This window comes from Caulobacter sp. (assembly GCF_017744445.1).
In the GTDB taxonomy this organism is placed as follows: Bacteria; Pseudomonadota; Alphaproteobacteria; order Caulobacterales; family Caulobacteraceae; genus Caulobacter.
Genome location: NZ_JAGIBH010000014.1, coordinates 63,425 through 85,575, shown reverse-complemented (window position 1 = coordinate 85,575; position 22,151 = coordinate 63,425). Strand labels below are relative to the sequence as shown.

General features: G+C 67.4%; 26 protein-coding genes. 18 read left to right on the top strand and 8 right to left on the bottom strand.

Features of this window, described 5'->3' with window-relative positions; all coding sequences use genetic code 11:
• Positions 1 to 21: 21 nt before the first annotated feature.
• Entirely contained in the window at positions 22 to 1,782 is a 1,761-nt protein-coding gene (locus J7528_RS19265) for an acyl-CoA dehydrogenase (RefSeq protein WP_291877741.1), read from the bottom strand.
• Between the two features lie 185 nt (positions 1,783 to 1,967).
• Between J7528_RS19265 and J7528_RS19260 the strand changes: the two genes are divergently transcribed.
• The 3 genes from J7528_RS19260 to J7528_RS19250 are packed head-to-tail and all read left to right on the top strand — an operon-like array spanning position 1,968 to position 4,811.
• A complete protein-coding gene (locus J7528_RS19260) occupies positions 1,968 to 2,600 on the top strand; it encodes a YceI family protein (protein WP_291877738.1) in 633 nt (210 codons plus the stop codon).
• A gap of 28 nt (positions 2,601 to 2,628) precedes the next feature.
• On the top strand, positions 2,629 to 3,903 hold the full coding sequence (locus J7528_RS19255; protein ID WP_291877735.1) for a YceI family protein: 1,275 nt from the start codon (positions 2,629 to 2,631) through the stop codon (positions 3,901 to 3,903).
• Positions 3,834 to 4,811, top strand: a complete 978-nt coding sequence (locus tag J7528_RS19250; protein ID WP_291877733.1) for an L-threonylcarbamoyladenylate synthase — start codon at positions 3,834 to 3,836, stop codon at positions 4,809 to 4,811. The genes J7528_RS19255 and J7528_RS19250 overlap by 70 nt, the downstream gene beginning before the upstream one ends.
• Here J7528_RS19250 and J7528_RS19245 read toward each other — a convergent pair.
• Positions 4,808 to 5,203 carry a type II toxin-antitoxin system VapC family toxin gene (locus J7528_RS19245; RefSeq protein WP_291877731.1) on the bottom strand — a complete coding sequence of 132 codons (396 nt, stop codon included), beginning with the start codon at positions 5,201 to 5,203 and terminating at the stop codon, positions 4,808 to 4,810. The genes J7528_RS19250 and J7528_RS19245 overlap by 4 nt on opposite strands.
• On the bottom strand, positions 5,200 to 5,484 hold the full coding sequence (locus J7528_RS19240; protein ID WP_291877728.1) for a type II toxin-antitoxin system VapB family antitoxin: 285 nt from the start codon (positions 5,482 to 5,484) through the stop codon (positions 5,200 to 5,202). The genes J7528_RS19245 and J7528_RS19240 overlap by 4 nt, the downstream gene beginning before the upstream one ends.
• Before the next feature lie 78 nt (positions 5,485 to 5,562).
• Here J7528_RS19240 and J7528_RS19235 point away from each other — a divergent pair, with 78 nt between their 5' ends.
• A complete protein-coding gene (locus J7528_RS19235) occupies positions 5,563 to 6,972 on the top strand; it encodes an FAD-binding oxidoreductase (RefSeq protein ID WP_291877725.1) in 1,410 nt (469 codons plus the stop codon).
• Here J7528_RS19235 and J7528_RS19230 read toward each other — a convergent pair.
• The gene (locus J7528_RS19230; protein WP_291877723.1) at positions 6,947 to 7,276 is read right to left on the bottom strand and encodes a hypothetical protein; all 330 of its coding nucleotides are present in this window, start codon (positions 7,274 to 7,276) and stop codon (positions 6,947 to 6,949) included. The genes J7528_RS19235 and J7528_RS19230 overlap by 26 nt on opposite strands.
• Before the next feature lie 75 nt (positions 7,277 to 7,351).
• Between J7528_RS19230 and map the strand changes: the two genes are divergently transcribed.
• Positions 7,352 to 8,098, top strand: a complete 747-nt coding sequence (gene map, locus J7528_RS19225; RefSeq protein WP_291877721.1) for a type I methionyl aminopeptidase — start codon at positions 7,352 to 7,354, stop codon at positions 8,096 to 8,098.
• A gap of 4 nt (positions 8,099 to 8,102) precedes the next feature.
• Here map and J7528_RS19220 read toward each other — a convergent pair whose 3' ends face one another.
• A complete protein-coding gene (locus J7528_RS19220) occupies positions 8,103 to 9,683 on the bottom strand; it encodes a hypothetical protein (RefSeq protein ID WP_291877719.1) in 1,581 nt (526 codons plus the stop codon).
• A gap of 142 nt (positions 9,684 to 9,825) precedes the next feature.
• Here J7528_RS19220 and yaaA point away from each other — a divergent pair, with 142 nt between their 5' ends.
• The 7 genes from yaaA to J7528_RS19185 all read left to right on the top strand — a co-directional run bounded on the left by yaaA (position 9,826) and on the right by J7528_RS19185 (position 15,838).
• Positions 9,826 to 10,593, top strand: a complete 768-nt coding sequence (yaaA, locus tag J7528_RS19215) for a peroxide stress protein YaaA (RefSeq protein WP_291877717.1) — start codon at positions 9,826 to 9,828, stop codon at positions 10,591 to 10,593.
• 98 nt (positions 10,594 to 10,691) lie between these two features.
• Positions 10,692 to 11,489 carry a 3-hydroxybutyrate dehydrogenase gene (locus tag J7528_RS19210; protein WP_291877713.1) on the top strand — a complete coding sequence of 266 codons (798 nt, stop codon included), beginning with the start codon at positions 10,692 to 10,694 and terminating at the stop codon, positions 11,487 to 11,489.
• A 10-nt stretch (positions 11,490 to 11,499) separates the two neighbouring features.
• On the top strand, positions 11,500 to 12,561 hold the full coding sequence (locus J7528_RS19205) for a patatin-like phospholipase family protein (RefSeq protein ID WP_291877710.1): 1,062 nt from the start codon (positions 11,500 to 11,502) through the stop codon (positions 12,559 to 12,561).
• The gene (locus J7528_RS19200) at positions 12,558 to 12,980 is read left to right on the top strand and encodes an NUDIX hydrolase (RefSeq protein WP_291877709.1); all 423 of its coding nucleotides are present in this window, start codon (positions 12,558 to 12,560) and stop codon (positions 12,978 to 12,980) included. Before J7528_RS19205 ends, J7528_RS19200 begins: the two co-directional genes overlap by 4 nt.
• Before the next feature lie 206 nt (positions 12,981 to 13,186).
• On the top strand, positions 13,187 to 13,948 hold the full coding sequence (locus tag J7528_RS19195) for a site-2 protease family protein (protein ID WP_291877707.1): 762 nt from the start codon (positions 13,187 to 13,189) through the stop codon (positions 13,946 to 13,948).
• Between the two features lie 64 nt (positions 13,949 to 14,012).
• Positions 14,013 to 14,795 carry an SDR family oxidoreductase gene (locus tag J7528_RS19190; RefSeq protein WP_291877704.1) on the top strand — a complete coding sequence of 261 codons (783 nt, stop codon included), beginning with the start codon at positions 14,013 to 14,015 and terminating at the stop codon, positions 14,793 to 14,795.
• Between the two features lie 77 nt (positions 14,796 to 14,872).
• Entirely contained in the window at positions 14,873 to 15,838 is a 966-nt protein-coding gene (locus J7528_RS19185) for a nitronate monooxygenase family protein (RefSeq protein WP_291877701.1), read from the top strand.
• Here J7528_RS19185 and J7528_RS19180 read toward each other — a convergent pair.
• Positions 15,835 to 16,596, bottom strand: a complete 762-nt coding sequence (locus J7528_RS19180) for a Crp/Fnr family transcriptional regulator (RefSeq protein WP_291877698.1) — start codon at positions 16,594 to 16,596, stop codon at positions 15,835 to 15,837. The genes J7528_RS19185 and J7528_RS19180 overlap by 4 nt on opposite strands.
• 107 nt (positions 16,597 to 16,703) lie before the next feature.
• On the opposite strand from J7528_RS19180, the gene J7528_RS19175 reads away from it, so the two are divergent.
• A complete protein-coding gene (locus tag J7528_RS19175) occupies positions 16,704 to 17,249 on the top strand; it encodes a hypothetical protein (protein ID WP_291877696.1) in 546 nt (181 codons plus the stop codon).
• 231 nt (positions 17,250 to 17,480) lie between these two features.
• Here J7528_RS19175 and J7528_RS19170 read toward each other — a convergent pair whose 3' ends face one another.
• Positions 17,481 to 17,690, bottom strand: a complete 210-nt coding sequence (locus J7528_RS19170) for a hypothetical protein (protein ID WP_291877693.1) — start codon at positions 17,688 to 17,690, stop codon at positions 17,481 to 17,483.
• Between the two features lie 193 nt (positions 17,691 to 17,883).
• Between J7528_RS19170 and J7528_RS19165 the strand changes: the two genes are divergently transcribed.
• From J7528_RS19165 to J7528_RS19145, 5 genes are all read left to right on the top strand, one after another.
• The gene (locus J7528_RS19165; protein WP_291877690.1) at positions 17,884 to 18,303 is read left to right on the top strand and encodes a TIGR02301 family protein; all 420 of its coding nucleotides are present in this window, start codon (positions 17,884 to 17,886) and stop codon (positions 18,301 to 18,303) included.
• Between the two features lie 31 nt (positions 18,304 to 18,334).
• Positions 18,335 to 19,324: an SPFH domain-containing protein gene (locus J7528_RS19160; RefSeq protein WP_291877688.1), complete on the top strand. Its 990-nt coding sequence runs from the start codon at positions 18,335 to 18,337 to the stop codon at positions 19,322 to 19,324.
• Positions 19,325 to 19,328: 4 nt separating this feature from the next.
• Positions 19,329 to 19,790, top strand: a complete 462-nt coding sequence (locus tag J7528_RS19155) for an NfeD family protein (RefSeq protein ID WP_291877686.1) — start codon at positions 19,329 to 19,331, stop codon at positions 19,788 to 19,790.
• A 100-nt stretch (positions 19,791 to 19,890) separates the two neighbouring features.
• On the top strand, positions 19,891 to 20,844 hold the full coding sequence (locus tag J7528_RS19150; protein ID WP_291877865.1) for an ABC transporter ATP-binding protein: 954 nt from the start codon (positions 19,891 to 19,893) through the stop codon (positions 20,842 to 20,844).
• Complete coding sequence (locus J7528_RS19145) at positions 20,841 to 21,602, top strand: ABC transporter permease (RefSeq protein WP_291877684.1); 762 nt, start codon at positions 20,841 to 20,843, stop codon at positions 21,600 to 21,602. The genes J7528_RS19150 and J7528_RS19145 overlap by 4 nt, the downstream gene beginning before the upstream one ends.
• 79 nt (positions 21,603 to 21,681) lie before the next feature.
• Here the strand turns inward: J7528_RS19145 and J7528_RS19140 are convergent, their stop codons facing one another.
• Positions 21,682 to 22,149 carry a recombinase family protein gene (locus tag J7528_RS19140; RefSeq protein ID WP_291877682.1) on the bottom strand — a complete coding sequence of 156 codons (468 nt, stop codon included), beginning with the start codon at positions 22,147 to 22,149 and terminating at the stop codon, positions 21,682 to 21,684.
• Positions 22,150 to 22,151 lie beyond the last annotated feature (2 nt).

Genomic DNA, 22,151 nt, shown 5'->3' with positions numbered 1-22,151 from the left:
CTTCCGGGATGACAATCTATTCTAAGCCCCCAGAACCTCCGGCGTCATCGCCGCGAAATCCTCCGCGCCGATCATCACCCCGGCCGCCGCGCCGGGAACCTGGGCCAGCACCGCTTCAGCGAACACGCGCGCCAGGGCACGCTTGCTCTCCGCCCAGGCCGCATCCGCCTCGCCGTCGGCCGCCGCCAGCGCCCCCTTGGCCAGCATCCAGCCGCCGACCACGTCGCCCAGCAGCTTCTGATAGGCCGTGGCCCCAGACAGCGCGTCCGGCATCGACTTCGCGCGGCGCTCGATCAGCCAGGCCGTCGCCGAAGAGGCCGCGTTCAGGGCCGCTTCCAGGCGCAGGCCGACGGCCTTCAGCTCGCCGGCGTTCAGCAGTTCGATGGTGTCGCGGATGTCGTCCATCAGGTCGGCCATGGCCTGGCCTTCGCCCAGCATCAGCTTGCGGCCGACCAGGTCGATGGCCTGGATGCCGTTGGTCCCCTCGTAGATCGGGGCGATGCGGGCGTCGCGATAGTGCTGGGCCGCGCCGGTCTCCTCAATGAAGCCCATGCCGCCGTGGATCTGCAAGCCCAGCGAGGCGACCTGGACGCCGACGTCAGTCGACCAGGATTTCGCGATCGGGGTCAGCAGTTCCTCGCGCAGCTTGGCGGCGGTCCGGGTGGCTTCATCGGTCGCGGCGCGCGACAGGTCGGCGGCGACGGCGGTCGACAGGCAGATGCCCCGCGCCGCTTCGATATGGGCCTTCATCAGGACGAGCGTGCGGCGCACGTCCGGATGGTCGAACAGGCGGGCGGGATAGGCCCCGGTCCAGGCCGAGCGGCCCTGGGCGCGCTCCTGGCTGAAAGCGAGGGCCTGCTGATAGGCGCGTTCGGCGATGGCGGTGCCCTGCGTCCCGACCTGCAGGCGGGCGGCGTTCATCATCGTGAACATGTTGGGCAGGCCTTGGCCCAGGCCGCCGACCAGCTCGGCCTTGGCGCCCTCGAACAGCATCACGCAGGTGGGCGAGCCGTGGATGCCCAGCTTGTGCTCCAGCCCGCCGACGCGCACGCCATTGGCTTCGCCCAGCGAGCCGTCTTCGTTGACCAGCACCTTGGGGGCCAGGAACAGCGAGATGCCCTTCACGCCCGGAGGGGCGTCGGGCGTGCGGGCCAGGACCAGGTGGATGATGTTGTCGGCCGCGTCGTGGTCGCCCCAGGTGATGAAGATCTTCTGGCCGGTGATCTTCCAGCCGCCGTCGCCATCGGGCGTGGCCACCGTGGTCAGGGCCGCCAGATCCGAGCCGGCCTGGGGCTCGGTCAGGTTCATGGTCCCGGTCCACTCGCCCGAGACCAGGCGCGGCAGGTAGAGGTGTTTCTGGCTGTTCGAGCCGTGATGCTCCAGCGCCTCGATCGCGCCCAGGCTCAGCATCGGGCACAGGCCGAAAGCCATGTTGGCGGCCTGGACCATTTCCAGCACCGCCACCTCCAGCGTCTTGGGCAGGCCCTGGCCGCCGTGCTCGACCGGCGCGGCCAGGCTGGCCCAGCCGCCTTCGGCAAATTGTTTGTAGGCGTCGGCGAAGCCCGGGGCGCAGCGGACCATGCCGTTCTCCAGCTTGGCGCCGACCAGGTCGCCCTGGCGGTTCAGCGGGGCCAGCACGTCGGCGGCGAAGGCTCCGGCCGCTTCCAGAACCGCCGCCACCGTGTCGGTGTCGGCTTCGGGGAAGGCGTCGGCCAGTCGCCCGAAATCCGCCGCATGGCGCAGCGAGAAAGCCAGATCACGGACGGGCGCGCGGTAGGTCATGCCGAAAAACTCCAGACGGTCGCGGCCTGTTTAGGGAGGGTGACGTTACGTCGCCAAGTCGTTGGCGGCTTTCTGTGCATGATCACGGTCTCGTGATCAGCTCAGCCTTTAAAGCCGTGTTGGAGTGCCTAGATCGGGGAACTGCAACTAGTGCTGTTGTAATTCCTTTCCTGGAGCCCTCCCCGATGATCCGTCCCTACGCCTATGCCGCGCTCGCCGTGGCCCTCTTCACGGCCCCCGCCGCGCTGGCCGCGCCGGGCGTCTCGTCGACCAAGCCGGCCGACCTGCCGGCCGGCCACTACGTGCTGGACAAGACCCACGCCGTGCTGACCGCCAAGCTCAAGCACATGGGCTTCTCGAACTACACCCTGCGCTTCACCAAGCTGGACGCCGACTTCCACTATGATCCCAAGGCCCCGGAAGCCTCGAAGATCAACGTGACGATCGACCCGGCCTCGCTGGACACCGCCACGGGCGCCGACGCCTTCGGCCTGAAGTTCAACAAGGAGCTGATCGGCGACGGCTGGCTGGAAGCGGCCAAGTACCCGACCATCACCTTCGTCTCGACCGCCGTGAACGTCGGCGACGGCCAGCACGGCTCGGTGACCGGCGACCTGACCTTCCACGGCGTCACCAAGCCGGTGACCCTGGACGTCGTTTTCAACGGCGTCGGTTCGGGCATGATCCCGCTGCAGACCCGTACGGGTTTCTCGGCCTCGACGACGATCAAGCGTTCGGAGTTCGGCGTCGGCAAGTACGTCCCGCTGATCGGCGACGACGTCACGCTGAACATCGAAGTCGAGTTCGAAAAGAAGTAAGCGTTACCTAGGGATCTGGGAGACCTGCATGGCCGAGAGCCGTACGCGCTACACGACGGTGGCGATCGTCATTCACTGGCTGATCGCCGCGGCCATCATCTTCCAGATCATCCTGGGCTGGCGAATGGGGGACGGACCCAAGGGTCCGACCACCTACGCCCTGTTCCAGCTGCACAAGTCGATCGGCATCACCATCCTGCTGCTCAGCCTGGCGCGGCTGGCCTGGCGGCTGTTCAACAAACCGCCGGCCCCGCCCGAGCGGCAGCCGAAGTGGGAGCGTATCGCCTCGCACGTCGTGCACTGGGGCTTCTACGTGATCATGATCGGCCTGCCGGTGACGGGCTGGATCATCGTCTCGACCAGCCGGGTGCCGATCCCGACCTTGCTCTACGGAACCGTGCCGTGGCCGCACATTCCGGGCCTGCCCGAGCTGGCGGCCGGAGCCAAGCACGCCTGGCACGAGGCCGGCGAGCTGGGTCACGGCGTGCTGGTCAAGACCACCTACCTGCTGCTGGCCTTGCACCTGGGCGCGGTGGCCAAGCACCAGATCCTGGACCGCGACGAGGTCTTCGGCCACATGGCCGCCGGCGCCAAGCCGGGGATCAAGGAGCCGCGCCTGTGGCTGGCCGCCGCCGGCCTGGCCGCCGTCATCGCCGCCGGCTACCTCTACATGCCGGCCGTGAAGGCCGCGCCTGCGCCGGCCCCCGCGCCGGTCGAGGAGCCCGCTCCGGTCGCCGCGCCTGCGCCGACTGAAACCGCCGCGCCCGCTCCTGAGACGCTCGCACCGGCCGAGTCCGCGCTGAAGGACCCCGTCGCCTGGGCTGTGCAGAAGAGCTCGACCCTGACCTTCACCGCCTCGTGGTCGGGCAGCGGCATCGACGGCCGGTTCAAGACCTGGAGCGCCGACATCCTGTTCTCGCCGGAGGCTCTCGACCGCTCGAAGGTCACGGTCAGCATCGACATGGCCTCGGCCGCCACCGGCGACGACCAGCGTGACCAGAGCCTGCCCAGCGGCGACTTCTTCGACACCGCCGAGCATCCGAAGGCCACCTTCACGGCGACCAAGTTCCGCAAGACCGGCGAGGGCAAGTTCGTCGCCGACGGGACCCTGGACCTGCGCGGCGTGAAAAAGCCGCTCAGCCTGCCCTTCACCCTTAAGATCGACGGCGACACGGCCACGGCGCGCGGTGTAACCACCCTGGACCGGACGACATTCGGAGTTGGACAGGGCGAATGGGCGTCGACGGACGAAATCGCGGCGAAGGTGAAGGTCAGCTTCGCGATCACCGCCAAGAAGAAATAACAGCCGCCGCCGACGCGTTGCGGGCCGGCGGGCTCGTTCTGCTGCCGACCGAGACGGTCTACGGGCTGGGGGCGGACGCCGCCAACCCGGCGGCCGTGGCGGCGATCTTCGAGGCCAAGGGCCGTCCGCGCTTCAACCCGCTGATCGCCCATGTCGCCGATCTGGAAACCGCCGCGCGGATCGCCGATCTGGACGACCGCGCCTACGCCCTGGCCCGCGAATTCTGGCCGGGGCCGCTGACCATCGTCGCGCCGATCAAGGACACGAGCGCGGTGTGTGACCTGGCCCGCGCGGGCCTGGACACCGTGGCTATCCGCGTGCCGGGCCATCCGGTCTCGCATGCGGTGCTGGAGGCGTTCGGCGGCGCGGTCGTGGCGCCGTCCGCCAACCGCTCGGGCCGGCCCAGCCCCACGACCTATGCCGACGCTGTGGCCGAGACGGGCGACAAGGCCGCCGCCGCCCTGGACGGCGGGCCGTGCGCCGTGGGCCTGGAATCGACCGTGGTCTCGGTCCTGGACGGCCTGCCGCGCCTGTTGCGTCCCGGCGCGGTGACCCGCGTCCAGCTGCAGCAGATCGTCGGCCCGCTAGCCGAAGCCGACGACGACGCCAAGCGCTCGCCGGGCCGTCTGGCTCTGCACTACGCCCCCGACGCTCCAGTGCGGATCAACGCCAAGGCGCCCGAGGCTGGTGAGGCCTATCTGGCGTTCGGCGACTGGCCCGAGAGCCCGCGCGTCTTCAACCTGAGCCCGTCTGGCGATCTGGCCGAAGCCGCCGCCAACCTCTTCGCCTATCTCCGCGCCGCCGACCGCATCCGCCCCTCGGCCATCGCTGTCGCTCCGATCCCGGAAGACGGCCTGGGCGAAGCGATCAATGACCGCCTGCGCCGCGCGGCCGGCTTCGTCGGCTAAAGCGCCGAGCGGACGTCGGTCTGGGCGAAGTCGTCGCCTTTGTAGAGCAGGGGGGCGTCGAGCCCCTTGGCCAGGGCATAGGGAAAGCAGTCGCCTAGGTTCAGCTGCGCGGGATGGCGACCTTTCCCGTATTGGATATGCGCATCAAGCGCCAAGGGTTCGATCACTGCGTAGCGCGCAACGCGAATCCGAAAATCGACCAGCCAAGCGTCGAGGTCTTCACGCGAGAGCAGAAAGCGCCGCCTCACCAGCACAATGCCCAGCTCGACATAGGTCATCGCGGAGATCAGCGGATCATCCGCCTCTTCCAGACGGTCGAGGAAGGCGTCGCATTCTGGTTCTTCCAGCGCGATGGCGACCAGCGCCGAAGTATCGAGGACGAGCGTGCTCACGCGTCGAGATCGGTGACGCCAGGGATTTCCCACAACTCGTCAAAGTCGGCCTTCGTGATAGGCGCCAGCAGACCCGCGCGCGCTTCGGGCGTGAGATACTTTCTGGTGAGCGCCTTCAGTTCCGCGACGCTGCGACGTCGCCGGGGCGGCTCCTCGCCACGCTTGGCCGCCAGCCGTTCCTTCACGGCGATCTCGATCGCCATCGTCAGGCTCTCGCCGGTCAGCTCGGCCAGTTCGCGCACCGCGCGTTCGGCCTCGGGGTTCTTGATCAGGATGCCCACTGTGGTTCCTCGCGGCGCCTCCGTATAGACCGCAGTATATACTGACAGCCGCCCCCTCGAAAGCGTATCGTCCCGCCCATGACCAAGCCCGTTCCCGCCGATGTCGTCTCCCGCCTGAAAGCCGTGCTCGGCGAGGGCGGATGGAGCCAGGATCCGGACGTGATCGCGCCCAAGCTGGTCGAGTGGCGCGGCCGCTGGAAGGGCGAGACGCCGCTGCTGGTCACGCCGCGCACGACCGCCGAGGTCGCCGCCGTCGTCGGCATCTGCGCGGCCGAGGGCGTGGCGATCACGCCCCAGGGCGGCAATACCGGCCTGGTCGCCGGCCAGATCCCGCATGGCGAGATCCTGCTGTCGACCCAGAAGCTGACGGCCATCCGCGACGTCGACCCGATCGACGACGCCATGGTGCTGGAGGCCGGGGTCACGCTGTACGAAGCCCACCAGCAGGCCGCCAAGGTCGGCCGTCGTTTCACCGTCGGCGTGGCCTCGGAAGGCTCGTGCACGATCGGCGGCCTGATCTCGACCAATGCCGGCGGCACCGCCGTCCTGCGCTACGGCATGATGCGCGAGCAGGTGCTGGGCATCGAGGCCGTGCTGCCCAATGGCGAGATCTGGAACGGGCTCAAGCGCCTGCGCAAGGACAACACCGGCTATGACCTCAAGCAGCTGCTGATCGGGGCCGAGGGCACGCTGGGCGTCGTCACCGCCGCCTCGCTGAAGCTGCACGCGCTGCTGGCCTCGCGGGCCGTGGCGATCGTCGGCCTGGCCTCGCCGGCCGACGCCATCCAGCTGCTGGCGCGGGCGAAAGACGAGACCGGCGGCGCGGTCGAGGCCTTCGAACTGATGGGCCGGCTGGGCTTCGAGCTGACCGTCCGCAACATGCCCGGCCTGCGCGACCCGCTGCCGGACGTGCACCCCTGGTACGTGTTGATCGAGATCGCCAGCGGCGAGCCGGGCGTGGCCGAGGCGGCCCTCGAACGGCTATTGGCCGGCGCCCTGGAGCGGGGCCTGATCGCGGACGCAGCCGTGGCCCAGACCGAAACCCAGATGAAGGCCTTCTGGCATATCCGCGAGGGCCACTCGGCCGGCCAGAAGCCCGAAGGCGCGGTGTGGAAGCACGACGTGTCCGTGCCGGTCTCCAAGATCCCCGACTTCATCGGCCAGGCCAACGCGGCGATCGAAAAGACCTTCCCCGGCACGCGCATCGTCGCCTTCGGCCATGTCGGCGACGGCAATGTCCACTACGACGTTCTGCAGCCGGTCGGCGGCGACGGCGACGCCCACGAGGCCCAGCGCGAGGCCGGGGCCAAGATCGTCCACGACATCACCGCCACCTTCTCAGGCTCGATCAGCGCCGAGCACGGCCTGGGAGCGATGAAGACGGGCGAGGCCCTGACCTACAAGGACCCGATCGAGGTCGCGGCGCTGCGGGCGATCCGGGGGGCGCTGGACCCCGCGCGGATCATGAATCCGCGGGTGCTGTTTTAGCAGCAGCCGCCGCTGCGCGCTTGCGGGCCCGCAGGTACAGCACCGTCAGCACGGCGAACGCGCCGACCGGGATCGTGGCCTTGTAGAAGCCGGGCTGCACGTTGGGCATCAGGCTGATCGCCATGGGCACGAAGCCCCACTTGCCGGTGGAGGCTTCCATCCAGAAGGCCCCAACCCCGACGAAGCTCATCACCGCGAACACGATGCGATATTTCAGCGTCCTGTCGCGCAGGACGAAGAACAGGGCCGTGATCATCGGCAGCGGCCAGAGAAGGGCGGCCAGCAGGCCCAGGGTGTTGCTCATCCCTCGCTGATAGCCGGGACGGAGGCGTTGCGCCAACCTATCTAAGCCGACATCGTACTCGCCAAGGAGACCGCCATGACCATCGAGAACGAAGACCAGCTGGAGAAACTGCGCGCGGTCGGCAATCTGGTGGCCCGAACCCTGGCGGCCATGGGCGAGGCCCTGGAGCCGGGCATGACGACCCGCGAGCTGGACGATTTCGGCCGCGCCCTGCTGGAAAAGGAAGGCGCGCGTTCGGCGCCGGAGCTGACCTACAACTTCCCGGGCGCGACCTGCATCTCGGTGGGGCCAGACTGCGCCCACGGCATTCCGGGTGAGGTGGTGGTCAAGGCCGGCGACCTGATCAATATCGACGTCTCGGCCGAGCTGGACGGCTACTATGGCGATACGGGCGCCAGCTTCGCGGTGCCGCCGGTGACCAAGCGCGTCGAGCGCCTGTGCCGCGACGGTCGCCGGGCGATGTGGGCCGGCATTCGGGCCGTGCGGCCCGGCGCGCGGCTGAACGAGATCGGCCGCTCGATCGAGACCTTCGCCGACAAGAACGGCTACAGCCTGGTCCGCAACCTGGCCAGCCACGGCGTCGGCCGCTCGCTGCACGACGACCCGCGCGAGATCCCGACCTGGTACGAGCCCCGCGACCGCCGCACCATCCCCGAAGGTCTGGTCTTCACCATCGAGCCGTTCCTGTCGCTGGGCGCCGACTGGGTCGAGGAACTGGACGACGGCTGGACCCTGCGCCCGCCCCAGCGCCAGGCGACGGTGCAGTACGAGCATACCCTGGTGGCGACGCGGAACGGGCCGCTGGTGCTGACGCTGATCTAGGGACTCAGTTCATCTGGTCGAGGAAGGTCCCGGGGCCGTAGACGCCGATCAGGTCGACGTTGAAGTGGGCGCTGCCGTCGGTCAGGTCGAGATAGAAGGTCTCGACCGCGCGCGCATAGGCGCCGACCCCCGCCTTCTCGGCCTCGGCCAGCAGCCAGCCGATCATGGCCGCCTTGGTCCCGATCCCGTTCGCGCCGTCGCCGCCGTAGCTGGCGAAATAGTCGATGCGCGTGTCGATCAGGGCGTGGACCTTGTCGTCGGTCGGCGCGGCGCCGCCGAAGATCGTCCTGTAGGCCTCGCGCGTGGCGTCGAACAGGCTCATCGCGCCGTACTTGGCCTCGAACTGCGCCCGCCCTTCGCCAACCTTGCCCAGATTGACGGCGAAGTTGATGTAGCGGTTTTCGAGATTGAACGACTGGTAGTAGGCGCTGTTGAGATTGTTTGGGTTGGGCCCGGTCGGGGCGACCAGATAGTCGATGCCCTTTTCGGTCGGGATTTTGCCGGTGAAGAACTGATAGGCGGTCAGGGCGACGGAGGTCGTGCCCAGGGCGAATTTTTCGAAGACCTGGACCATCTCGCGCGTCGACAGGTTGGCGCGCTCGTTCGGGATCGGGGACACGGCCTCCTTGTCCTCGGGGCGCACGTCCGGCAGGCGGGTGATGGCGGTGTAGCTGGCGTAGCCGCTGGGAATGAGGACGCTGAAGCCGTTGGCGTCATTGTCGACGATGTCGAGGCGCAGATCGTAGGACGCCGCGCGCGGGTCCGGATAGAACCGCTCAAAGAAGCTCGTCAGTCCGATCGTGACCCATCCATGACCGTTGTGTCCGTTCTCGCTGACATTGAACGAGAACTGGAAAACGCTCTGACCCGCCGCGCCTTGGACGGCGAAGCCGCTCGAGACGCCGCCATTGGACGGGTAGCGCTCGTCCGTGGGGCCGGAAATCAGCGTGCTCCGGGTCAGGGGCGACGACAGGGTCACCTCGATGTTCACCCGGCCGCCTTCCATGACCGTGGGGTTGAGAACACGCAGGGTCGCGAAGGTCTGGGGCGTGATCACGGGCGTGAAGCCCAGCTGCGCCGCGGTCAGCGATGTGGCGTCGACATTCGCCAGGACGGCCAGGCTGTTCCAGCTGTTCGCGCCGCTGTTGTACTGCAGCACCGTGTCAGGCCCCAGCTGGGCCAGCCGCATCAGCTTTCCGGCGAAGGGGTCATAGCCGGGTTCGCGATTGATCAGCAGCGCGGACAGGTCGATCTTGTCCTCCGGCGAGAAGTCCATGATCTGGAATGGCGCCGGCCGGTTGTACATCACCGCGAAGGTGTCGGCGCCGGCGCCGCCATAGACCACGCCGCCATCGTAGAGCTTGAAGGTGTCGTTGCCCGCGCCGCCGTGGGCGGTCAGGGCCGCGATCCGATAGCTGTTGACGATGATGGTGTCGTCGCCGTCGCCCGCGTCGATCGTGACCGTGTTATAGTCGCCGATATAGGCCGAGATGTAGTCGGCGCCCGCGCCGGCGCGGATGTCAGAGTCCAGCGCCTGGTTCTGCTCGATCCTATCGTCGCCCGACGTACCGTTGACGATCGTCATCCGGGCTTGCCCCCAAACAGCCAAGGTTGAGCCGTCGGCGTAGACCGAGCCAGAGATTGCGGTCAATGCCTCCGTTCGGCGGACGACGGTCTATTTCGCCTCCCGCTAGCGAAGCTGCTCCGAACCCTCTATCTCCCCGACCATGCTGATGGTCATCTCGCCCGCCAAGTCGCTGGACTTCACCGCGCCCGCCCAGGCCCTGCCCCTGACGACGCCGGAACTCAAAGCCCAGATCGCCGAACTGGCCAAGGTCACGCGCAAGCTGACGGCCGCTGACCTCAAGCGCCTGATGCACATCAGCGACGCCCTGGCCAAGCTGAACCGCGAGCGCTTCCAGGCCTTCGACTCCGAGCTGGAAGAGGGCCTGCAAGCCGTCATCGCCTTCAATGGCGACGTCTATGGGGGCCTGGCCGCCCGTGAACTGGATCGCCCGGCCCTGGAATGGACCCAGGATCACCTGCGGATTCTGTCGGGCCTGTACGGCGTGCTGCGCCCGTTCGACGCCTTGCAGCCCTACCGCCTGGAGATGGGCACGCGGCTGAAGACCAAGAAGGGCTCGAACCTCTACGACTTTTGGGGCGAGACGATCTCCAAGACCCTGAACGCCGCTGCCGAGGGCCAGACCGATCCGACCCTGGTGAACCTGGCCAGCCAGGAATATTTCGGCGCCGTCGACGCCAAGGCCCTGAAGCTGCCGGTCGTGACCTGCCACTTCAAGGAAGAGAAGGGCAACGAACTGCGGGTGCTGGGCTTCTTCGCCAAGAAGGCGCGCGGCCGCATGGCGCGCTACGCCATCGACAACCGCATCGACCGCGCCGAGGGGCTGAAAAGCTTCAATCTGGACGGCTATGGCTTCCGCGCCGATCTCTCGACCGAGGCCGACTGGGTTTTCGCTCGCCCGCAGCCATAATTTCATCTACTGATGAATTTAATAAGGGCTCGCCTCTCGCAATGGCGAGCTATATGTTGCGTTGCAATATCATTGGGGCGTTGCCTTAGGAGCGCGTGATGGCCGTCGATTTCGGTTTGCAGGGTCAAGTCGCCATCGTCACCGGGTCTACCAGCGGCATCGGCCATGCGCTGGCCGACGCGCTCGCCGCCCAGGGCTGCAACATCGTCATGAACGGCCTGGGCGAGATGAACGCCATCGAGCGGGCCCGGGCCGAGATGGCCGAAAAGCACGGCGTCGAGGTGCTGTACCACGGCGCCGACATGACCAAGCCCGATCAGATCGCCGACATGGTCCGCGCGGCCAAGGCCGAGTTCGGCGAGCTGGACATTCTCGTGAACAACGCCGGCGTCCAGCACGTGGCCCCGATCGAAGAGTTCCCGGACGACAAGTGGGACCTGATCATCGCCATCAACCTGTCCTCGGCCTTCCACGCCACCAAGGCGGCGGTGCCGATCATGAAGGAGCAGGGGCGCGGGCGGATCATCAACATCGCCTCGGCCCACGCGCTGGTCGCCTCGCCGTTCAAGTCGGCCTATGTGGCGGCCAAGCACGGCATCATGGGCCTGACCAAGACCGTCGCCCTCGAGGTCGCCCAGGACGGCATCACCTGCAACGCCATCTGCCCGGGCTTCGTGAAGACCCCGCTGGTCGAGGCCCAGATCGCCGACCAGGCCAAGGCCCGCGGCATCAGTGAAGACGCGGTGATGAAGGACGTGATCCTGGCGGCCCAGCCGACCAAGCAGTTCGTCACCTTCGACCAGCTGGCCGGCATGCTGCTGTATCTGGTCTCCGACGCCGGGGCCTCGGCCAATGGCGCGGCCTTCCAGGTCGACGGCGGCTGGGTGGCGCAATAGGCTGGGCTCCGTGCCCATCCCCCCCTTCAAGAAGAAACCCGCCGGTCCCCGGCAGCTGAGCCTGGCCCTCCAGGGCGGCGGCGCCCACGGCGCTTTCGAATGGGGCATCCTCGACCGCCTGCTCGAGGAAGACGACATCGAGATCCGCGCCGTCACCGCCGCCTCGGCCGGGGCGATGAACGCCGTCTGCCTGGCCCAGGGCCTGATCGACGACGGCAAGGCGGGGGCGAGGAAGCGGCTGGACTCGTTCTGGCGGCAGGTGAACCGCCAGGGCGGCCGCAACGTCTTTGGCGACACCTCGATCTGGACGTCGGCCTTCGGCGGCAGCGCCGACTGGATCAAGAACACGCCCGGCTGGCGGATGGCCGAGACCTTCGCCCTGTCGCTCAGCCCCTACGAGTTCAACCCGTTCAACCTGAACCCGCTGCACGACACGCTGGAAGCCGAGATCACCTTCAAGCAGATCCGCGAGAAGAGCCCGATCAAGCTGTATGTCGCCGCCACGGCGGTGCGGACCAGCAAGTCGGTGATCTTCCGCGAGACCGAGCTGACGGCCCGCCACATCATGGCCAGCGCCTGCCTGCCCCAGGTCTTCCAGGCCGTGGAAATCGACGGCGAGCCCTATTGGGACGGCGGTTTCCTGGCCAATCCGCCGCTGTGGCCGCTGTTCTACGACGACACGCCCGACGACATCCTGATCGTCAGCCTGAACCCCTTCGTCCGCGACGAGACGCCCAAGACGCCGGGCGAGATCATGGACCGGCTGAACGAGATCACCTTCAACGCCTCGCTGGCCTCGGAACTGCGGGCCATCGGCTTCGTGCAGAAGCTGCTGGACGAGGGGCTGCTGAAGGACAACGCCCGGGGCCGTTATCGCCGGATGCTGGTCCACGCGATTACGGCCGACAAGCCGCTGGCGGATCTGTCGCTGTCGACCAAGTTCGACACCGAGTGGAGCTTCCTGACCGACCTGAAAGAGCGCGGGCGCAAGGCAGCCGAAGCCTGGCTGACCGACTGCGGCAACTGTATCGGGGTGAAGTCCTCGGTCGATCTGAAGGTCGGATTCCCATGAGCAATCCCGTCCCGACTGTCGGCGTCGTCTGCCTGAAGGGCGACCAAGTGCTGCTGATCAAGCGCGGCCAGCCGCCGCGCCTGAACCAATGGAGCCTGCCCGGCGGCCGGCTGGAATGGGGCGAGACCCTGGAGGTCGCCGCCCTGCGCGAGCTGAAGGAAGAAACCGGGGTGGACGCGGAACTGCTGGGCTTGCTCGACGTGGTCGACGGCGTCTTTCCGGCAAGGCCGGCCGGCGAGATCACCCGGCACTACGTGATGATCGACTACGCCGCCCGCTGGACGTCCGGCGAGCCTGTGGCCGGTGACGACGCGGCCGAGGCGAAGTTCGTGACCCTGGACGAGGCCATGGCGATGGTCGAATGGGACGAGACGCGGCGGGTGATTGAAGAGACGTTTGAGCGGTTCGCTCACCTGTAGGGTTCAAAGACTCCTGCTTTCCTGGGCCCTGTGCCCAGGACCCATGCCAGCGGCGGGCTCCGAGGCGCCGGGCTGGTGCGCGCATCCATGCTTCGCCAAGTTTTGACCTACTATGCGGGTTGAACCATGGGCCCTAGGCACAAGGCCTAGGGAGGCGATGAGGGGAAAGGGTTGCGCTTGTCTCGAAGCTCAACAACATCTTCTCCATGACCGTCATCGAAGCCCGCGCGCCGCGCACCCCGATCAGTCCGAACGCCCTGATCCTGATCGCCGCCTGCGTGGGCCTGGGCTGGGCGGTGGCCGCCGAGGTTCAGCCGGCCGGCATCCTGACCTTCGCCTTCGTCGCCGCGGCGTGGGTGCTCAGCGTCGGCATCCACGAGTTCGGCCACGCCTTCGTCGCTCACAAGGCCGGCGACACGACCATCGTCGAGAAGGGCTATCTGACCCTCGACCCGCTCAAGTACTCGGACCTGGTCACCACCATCATCTTCCCGCTGATCGCCCTCGCCCTGGGCGGCATCGGCTTTCCGGGCGGCGCGGTCTATCTGCGCGAGGACCTGATGCGGTCCAGGGGCTGGCGGTCGCTGGCCTCGCTGGCCGGACCGCTGGGGACGTTGCTGGTGCTGATCGTGCTGGCCGTCGCCCTGCCGTTCGTCGCGTCCGAGGCGCTGTACAACGCCCTGTCTCTGCTGGCCCTGCTGCAGGCCAGCGCCCTCGTCCTGAACCTGCTGCCGATCCCCGGCCTGGACGGCTATGGCGTCATCCGGCCGTTCCTGCCCGACGGCGTCCGCGAGAAGATGGTCAAGATCGAGCGGGTCGGCTTCCTGCTGCTGTTTGCCCTGATCTTCTGGGTCCCTGGCGCCAGCAACCTGATTTTCGGCGCGGCCCTGGCGATCGCCGACCTGCTGGGCGTGTCGCGGCCGGCGATCGGGGCCGGCTGGCAGGCCTTCCACTTCTGGGGCTCTTGACCGGGACGGCCTGACCGCTTCTTCTTCAAACAAGCGTTTCAAGAAGAATGAGGGAGGGACGACCATGGCCTACGCGCCGTTCAACCTGTTGGGCAAGGTGGCCCTGGTCACCGGCGGCAATCGCGGCATCGGCCTTGGCATGGCCAAGGCGATGGCGCAGGCCGGCGCCGACATCGTCATCTGGGGCTCCAACCCCGAGCGCAATCTCGAGGCGGAAAAGCAGCTGACGACCTTGGGCGTTCGCGTGAAGGCCCAGACCGTCGATGTCTCGGACGAAGCCCAGGTCCGCGAAGGCATGGAGGAGGCCGTGGCCGCCATGGGCCGCGTGGACAGCGTCTTCGCCAATGCCGGCATCGGCTACGGCTCGCCCTCGTTCGTCGAGATGAAGACCGAGACCTATCGCAAGGTGCTGTCGGTCAATCTGGACGGCGTCTTCTTCACCCTGCGCGAGGCCTGCCGCCACATGGTCGAGCGGGCCAAGGCCGGCGACGCGGGCGGTTCGCTGGTCGGCATCGCCTCGCTGGCCGCCATCGAGGGCGCGGCCCGCAACGAGGCCTATGCCGCAACCAAGGGCGCGGTGATCTCGATGATCAAGTCGGTGGCCGTCGAGCACGCCCGCTACGGCGTGCGCGCCAACGCCATCCTGCCGGGCTGGATCGCCACCGACATGACGGCCGGCGCGCAGGGCAACGCCGCCTTCGCCGAGAAGGTCATCCCCCGCGTCCCGGCCCGGCGCTGGGGCGAGCCCGAGGACTTCGGCGGCATGGCGGTCTACCTGGCCTCGGACGCCTCCAGCTACCAGTCGGGCACGACCATCGTCATCGACGGCGGATACTCGATCTTCTAGGGCGGCTAACCTCGCGGCACGCTTGCCGGGTTAAGCAGAGGCCGAAATCCTCCCGGAAACCGACGGGAGGAACGGCCATGGGGCTGCGCACGCCGCTCTGCGATCTTCTGGATATCCAGCATCCGATCCTGCTGGCCGGCATGGGCGGCGTTTCCTACGCCCCCCTGGCGGCGGCGGTGTCGAACGCCGGCGGCTATGGCGTGCTGGGCATGGCCGGGACCTCGCCGGACTTCATCCGCGCTCAGATGCGGGAAGTGCGCCAGCTGACCGACAAGCCGTTCGGCGTCGACCTGCTGGCCGCCACGCCCGACGCCCTGACCGCCAGCGTCGAGGTCATCATCGAGGAAGGCGCCAGCGCCTTCATCGCCGGTCTGGGCGTGCCGCTGCCGATCATCGAGCGCCTGAAGAAGGCCGGCCTGAAGGTCATGGTCGTCTGCGGGGCCGTGAAGCACGCGGTGAAGGCTGAAGCTGCCGGCTGCGACGCCGTCATCTGCCAGGGCGGTGAAGGCGGGGGTCACACCGGCCTCGTCGGCACCCTGCCGCTGGTCGCCCAAGCCGTGGAGGCCGTGAAGATCCCGGTGGTCGCCGCCGGCGGTCTGCATGATGGCCGGGGTCTCGCGGCGTCATTAGCCCTGGGCGCCCAGGGCGTCTGGATGGGCACGCGTTTCATCGCCTCGACCGAAGCCCATGCCGGCGACCTCTATCGCCAGGCGATCCTCGAAGCCGCCGACGAGGACACCGTCCGCACCCGCTGCTACTCGGGCAAGCCCATGCGGGTGCGCAAGAACCCCTATGTCGACGACTGGGAGAGCCGGTCGGCCGACATCCAGCCGTTCCCGCAGCAGGCCATGGTCTCGATCCGCAACGGCGCCATGGGCGGCATCGGCGGGCAGGTCGAGGGGCTGGATCCCGACAAGTCCTGCTTCGCCATGGGCCAGAGCGCCGGCGGCGTGCGCGAAGTGCTGCCGGCCGCCGAGATCGTCGCGCGGCTGGTCAGCGAGGCCGAAGCGGCGCTGGATCGGGCCAGCGCCTTTCGCACCTAGTCGCGCTCGAACTTCGGCAGCACCCGCTTGAAGTGGGCCTCGACGGCGTCGTGGCACTCGCAGGCGCGCTTTTCCAGGGCCGGGCGATCCAGGATCTCGACCCGGCCGCGGCCGATGTGGATGACCCCGGCGTCCTGCAGCACGCGAGCGACGGCGCTGATCGTCGTGCGCTGCACGCCCAGCATCTGGGCCAGGGTCTCCTGGGTCAGACGGATCGGCTCATTGCCCGAACGGTCGTGGGCGAACAGCAGCCAGCGGCAGGTGCGCTGCTCGATCGGGTGCAGGGCGTTGCAGGCGGCGACCTGCATCATCTGGGCGATAAAGACGTCGGCGGCGCGATCAAACAGGTCGGCGATGATCGGATACTGGGTCTTGATCTCTTCCAACCGCGCGGTCGGGATGCAGAAGGCGTGACCCGGCACCCGGACCACGGCGCGGCCATAGGCGGGCTTGAAGCCGGCGCTGACGACGCCGCCGATCGCGCCCTCGAAACCGATGCTGGCGGCCTCGATCTCCTGGCCGTCCGAGGTGACGACCAGCAGCGAGACCTGGGTCGGGCCGCAGGGCAGATAGGTGTGCTCGACGTCGTCGCCGGCGTCGAACAGCACCGCGTCGGCGGGCAGGTCGACCAGCACCAGATACGGCGCGAGCGCGGTCATCGCCTCGGACCGCAGGGCGGCCAGCAGGCGGTTGGAGGCATAGGGCGGGGCAGCGTCACCTTCGACGGTGCTGCGGGTTATGCGGGCGAAAGCGGTCATGCGGATCTCCCGTGAAGCTCGACTGCATAAGCGCGCAGCGAACAGCTTAGTTTCCCGTGGACGGCGAGACTCTTCCGAAGCACCCTCCGACCGATCGGAGAACAGCGATGATCGCCAAGCGGCATCTGAGGCGACGGCTCAGCCAATATGGCGCCCTCTGGCTGGGCGCTTTTGTGGTCACCCTGCTGGTGATGGCGGTGATGGTCTTCGCGGTCGGCATGCCGGTGGCCGAGACCGCCGACCTGACCCTGCCGATCGCCTTCGCGCTGCTGGGCTTGGCGGTGATCGCCGGCGTCGGGATCACCGTCGTCAAGGACGTCGGCCTGACCACCAAGTCGCTGATCACGGCCCTGGCGCTGCTGTTGATCCTGCCGCTGCTGTGGGCGCCGGTCCTGGCCGTCGTGGTCACGGCCGCGATCGCCGGGGCGTCGGTGGAGTATTCGCTGGCCTATGCCCAATTTCGGATCACGGTCAGCCACCTGATCTATCCGCTGGTCGCCATGCTGGGCGAGGACCCGCTGGTCAGCTTCGTCTGGAACGCCTTCCAGGTGGTCGCCTCCATCGTCGGCGCGGTCGCGTCCGCGCTGCAGGTGTGGCGCGTGCTGAAGCCGTTGCTGTATGGCGAGGATGAGGAAGGGGCTGTCGAGGCGTAACCCCATCCCTTGCCTTCCTAGGCCTTGTGCCTAGGACCCATCGTTCCGCAGATATTGCGTCAGCCAGCGTGTCGTTGCATTGGCGGCGATCTCCTTGGAATGGGCCGCATCCAGTCTATCCATGGGTCCTAGGCACAAGGCCTAGGAAGGCAAGATTTTGGAGTTTGCTCCAAAAAGCCAACGCCGCGTGGGTCCCGCTTTCGCGAGGACAATCGGTGTTGGAATTGGCCGTTAGCTCAGCTGCGTCGGACCAGGCAGCACCCAGTCCTCTTCCTGCACGTGCAGCATCACCGGCAGGCCTAGACCGGCTGGATGTTCGGCCAGGCGGCGAGCCGCGTCGCGGGCTTCGCCGCGCGTCTCGTAGGCGCCGAAACGCAGATTGTCTCCGATGATCGACCAGCGGTCACCGACGCGCACGACGCCGTAATGCACCTCAGTCATGGGCTTGACCTCCTTGCAGTATCCACAGGAAAGACCCGATCTGTGGCGATCGCAAGGCCTTTATCGCCAAAGCTTTTTCTGACACCGGGGGACATTTTGTCCCCAGGCTGGCCCCCAAGCTTCGGCGTCCCGTTTCTCGCCTTTTGGGCGCGGGCTGATGACAGGTGTGGGGGCTCTGATAATAACTGACGGCATGTCGCGTCCGTTCCTCATCGGCGTCGTTCTGGCCGCCCTTGTCGCAACACCCGTCCTGGCCCAGGAGCGGGACGCGAAGGACCGTCAGCGCCTGCTGGATCTGGCCTATACGCTGGGTGAGAGCCACGCCCTGCGCCAGGCTTGCCAGGGCGAAACCGATCAGTACTGGCGCTCGCGCATGGTGCGGCTGACCGAGGTGGAGCAGGCCGACCAGGCCTTCGACGCCCAGATGCGCGAGCGGTTCAACACGGGCTTCGCCTCGCGCCGCAGCGAGTATCCCACCTGCGACGACGCCAGCCGCAAGGCTGAGCAGCAGGTCTCGCGCAAGGGCCAGTCCCAGGCCCAGAGGCTGTCGCAGTCGGTCCGCCAGGCGCACCGAGAACCGGATTCCGTGGCGGACGACGAAGGCGCGCGGTAAGCTCCACCAAAAGTTGGTGAGGAGCTAAGTCTTGAGCGGCATTATCGTCCTGATCTTCCTGGGCTTTGCGTTCGTGCTGCTGTTCAGCGCGGTCAAGATCGTGCCCCAGGGCCGCGAGTTCACCGTCGAGCGCTTCGGCCGCTACACCCGGACTCTCAAGCCCGGCATCTCGATCCTGACCCCGTTCTTCGAAACCATCGGCCGCAAGGTCAATGTGATGGAGCAGGTCCTGGAGGTGCCCCAGCAGGAGGTCATCACCAAGGACAACGTGTCGGTGAAGGTCGACGCCATCGTCTTCATCCAAGTGATGGACGCCGCGGCCGCCGCCTATCGTGTCGACAACCTGATCTACGCCATCACCCAGCTGGCCCAGACCAACCTGCGCACCGTGGTCGGTTCGCTGGAGCTGGACGAGGTGCTGAGCCAGCGCGACCAGATCAATACCCGCCTGCTCTCGACCATCGACCATGCGACGGGTCCCTGGGGCGTGAAGGTGGCGCGGATCGAGATCAAGGACCTGACGCCGCCCAACGACATCACCAACGCCATGGCCCGCCAGATGAAGGCCGAGCGCGAGCGCCGCGCCGTGATCACCGAGGCCGAGGGCGAGAAGCAGGCCCAGATCGCCCGCGCCGAGGGCCAGAAGCAATCGGCCATCCTGCAGGCCGAGGGCCGCCGCGAGGCCGCCTTCCGCGACGCCGAGGCCCGCGAGCGGGAAGCCGAGGCTGAAGCGAAAGCGACGGCCTTCGTCTCGGAAGCCATCGCCAAGGGCGACGTCAACGCCATCAACTATTTCGTGGCCCAGAAATATGTCGAGGCCTTCGCCGAACTGGCCCGCAGCCCGCAGCAGAAGACCGTCATCGTGCCGGCCGACTTCGCCGGCCTGACGGGTTCGGTCGCCGGCGTCGGCGAGCTGATCAAGAGCCTGAGCGCCGACGTGGCGCGCCCGACGCCGGCGCCGCGAGCCTCTTCGTCGAGCACGGCGACCAACACGCCCACCGGCGGTAAGCGCGGGGCCTGACGTCATGGATGGTCTCGGAAGCTTCTACGCGCTGCATCCGTTCTGGGTCTGGCTGGCCGTGGCCGCCGTCTTCCTGGCGGTCGAGGTCTCGACTGGCACCGGCTGGCTCTTGTGGCCGGCCGCCAGCGCGTTCGTTGTCGGGGCGATCGCGCAGTTCACCCATCTGGGCCTCTTGGTCGATGTGGGCCTGTTCGCGGCGCTGACCATCGCCACGACCTTGCTGGCGAGGCGCTATCTGCGGCCGGTGCTGGAGCCCAAGAGCCCCGATCTCAATGATCCCACCCAGCGGCTGGTCGGCCAGCGCGGCCAGGTGCTGTCGACCTTCGAGCAGGGCCGCGGCCGGGTCTTTGTCGACGGCAAGGATTGGGCGGCCGAGACCGACGAGCCGATCCCGGCGATCAGCCAGGAAGTCGTGGTCATCGGCGTCGATGGCAGCGTGCTGAAGGTCCGCAAGATCCCGACCTAAGGACAGCTGCTGACAGAAGTCGGCGGCCCCCCTGTTATCTGGCGACCGCGACACCATTTACGGCCGCATCAGCCACCTAGCAGGGCACGCGCGACGCTGCATCGTCGCGTTTAGGGGAGACGGCGTGACTTCGATCATATCGGTAAAGGGTCTGAACAAGACCTATGCGTCGGGCCATCAGGCCCTCAAGACGATCGACCTGGACATCCGGCAAGGCGAGATCTTCGCCCTGCTGGGTCCGAACGGGGCGGGCAAGACCACCCTGATCAGCATCATCTGCGGGATCGTCAATCCCAGCCAGGGCGTCGTTTTGGCCGACGGTCATGACGTGGTGAAGGACTACCGCGCCGCCCGCTCCAAGATCGGCCTGGTGCCGCAGGAGCTGAACACCGACGCCTTCGAGACGGTGTGGGCCACGGTCACCTTCTCGCGCGGCCTGTTCGGCAAGCCGCGCAACGACGCCCTGATCGAGAAGATCCTTCGCGACCTGTCCCTGTGGGACAAGAAGGACAGCAAGATCATGGCGCTGTCGGGCGGCATGAAGCGCCGGGTGATGATCGCCAAGGCGCTGAGCCACGAGCCGACCATCCTGTTCCTGGACGAGCCCACCGCCGGCGTCGATGTCGAGCTGCGCCGCGACATGTGGGAGATGGTCCGTCAGCTGCGCGAAAACGGCGTCACCATCATCCTGACCACCCACTATATCGAGGAGGCCGAGGAGATGGCCGACCGGATCGGGGTGATCAACAAGGGCGAGATCATCCTGGTCGAGGACAAGTCGGTCCTGATGCGCAAGCTGGGCAAGAAGCAGCTGACCGTGCACCTGCGCGAGCCGCTGACCGCCCTGCCGGCCGGGCTGGCGGGCGATGCGTCGCTGAGCCTGATCAATGACGGCGCCGACCTCGTCTACACCTTCGACACCCAGGCCGACGACACCGGCATCGCCGACCTGCTGCGCCGCCTCTCGGACCACGGCGTCGACTTCAAGGACCTGCAGACCGACCAGAGCTCTCTGGAAGACATCTTCGTCAGCCTGGTGAGGGCCCCGCAATGAACCTCTACGCGATCAAGGCCATCTACCGTTTCGAGATGGCGCGGTGGTTCCGCACCCTGCTGCAGAGCATCCTGGCGCCGGTCATCTCGACCTCGCTGTACTTCGTGGTGTTCGGTTCGGCGATCGGCTCGCGCATGCAGGCCATCGACGGCGTCAGCTATGGCGCCTTCATCATCCCGGGCCTGATCATGCTGTCGCTGCTCAGCGAAAGCATCTCCAACGCCTCGTTCGGCATCTACATGCCCAAGTGGGCCGGCACGATCTATGAGCTGCTGTCGGCCCCGGTGTCGTGGGTCGAGACGGTGATGGGCTATGTCGGCGCGGCGGCGACCAAGTCGATCTGCCTGGGCCTGTTGATCCTGGCCACGGCCCGGCTGTTCGTGCCGTTCGAGATCGCCCACCCGTTCGTGATGCTGCTGTTCCTGGTGCTGACGGCGGTGACCTTCAGCCTGTTCGGCTTCGTGATCGGCGTCTGGGCCGACAACTTCCAGAAGCTGCAGATCGTGCCGGCGCTGATCATCACGCCGCTGACCTTCCTGGGCGGCAGCTTCTACTCGATCAAGATGCTGCCGGAGATCTGGCAGAAGATCACCCTGTTCAACCCGGTGGTCTATCTGGTCAGCGGCTTCCGCTGGGCCTTCTACGGCCAGTCGGACGTGGGCGTGGGCGTCAGCCTGGGCATGACCGCCGTGTTCCTGGCGGTGTGCCTGACGGCCGTCTGGTGGATCTTCAAGACCGGCTATCGCCTGAAGGTCTAGCCACACCAAACACCGACTATCCCCGCGAAAGCGGGGATCCAAGCTGAGCTGGCGGGCCTGCCTACAGTCTTCCTGAACGTCAGCTTGGGTCCCCGCCTTCGCGGGGATGATCGGATGAAGAAAGCCCCTTCATGCCGCCGGCCTTGCCGCCCTTGGCGATCAGCGCCGTCTCCGCAGCGCGGACCATCGGCCGTTCGCGGCTGAAGCTGGCCAGCATCTGGCAGCTTTCGAAGAAGCCGGGATCGGTCCGGGTGTCCACCTCGGGCTGCTGCACGACCAGGTGCAGGCCTTTGGCCCTCAGTTTCAGCACCGCATCGACCAAGCCCGCCATGTCGCCGCCCAGGGCGTGGAAGCTGGGCACGGCCAGCGCGCCGCCGTCCTCAAGGGCTTCGAAGGCCCGCGCCAGGCCTGGCCGCACGACGCCCGAGGCCAGGCACCGGTCGCTGAACACCTCCTCGCAGCCCAAGAGCAGCAGGCGCTCCTCCTGGGCGGGGCTGAAGAAGATCCCGCGCACGGGCGGCACGCGGTAGTAGCCGACGAGTTTCATCC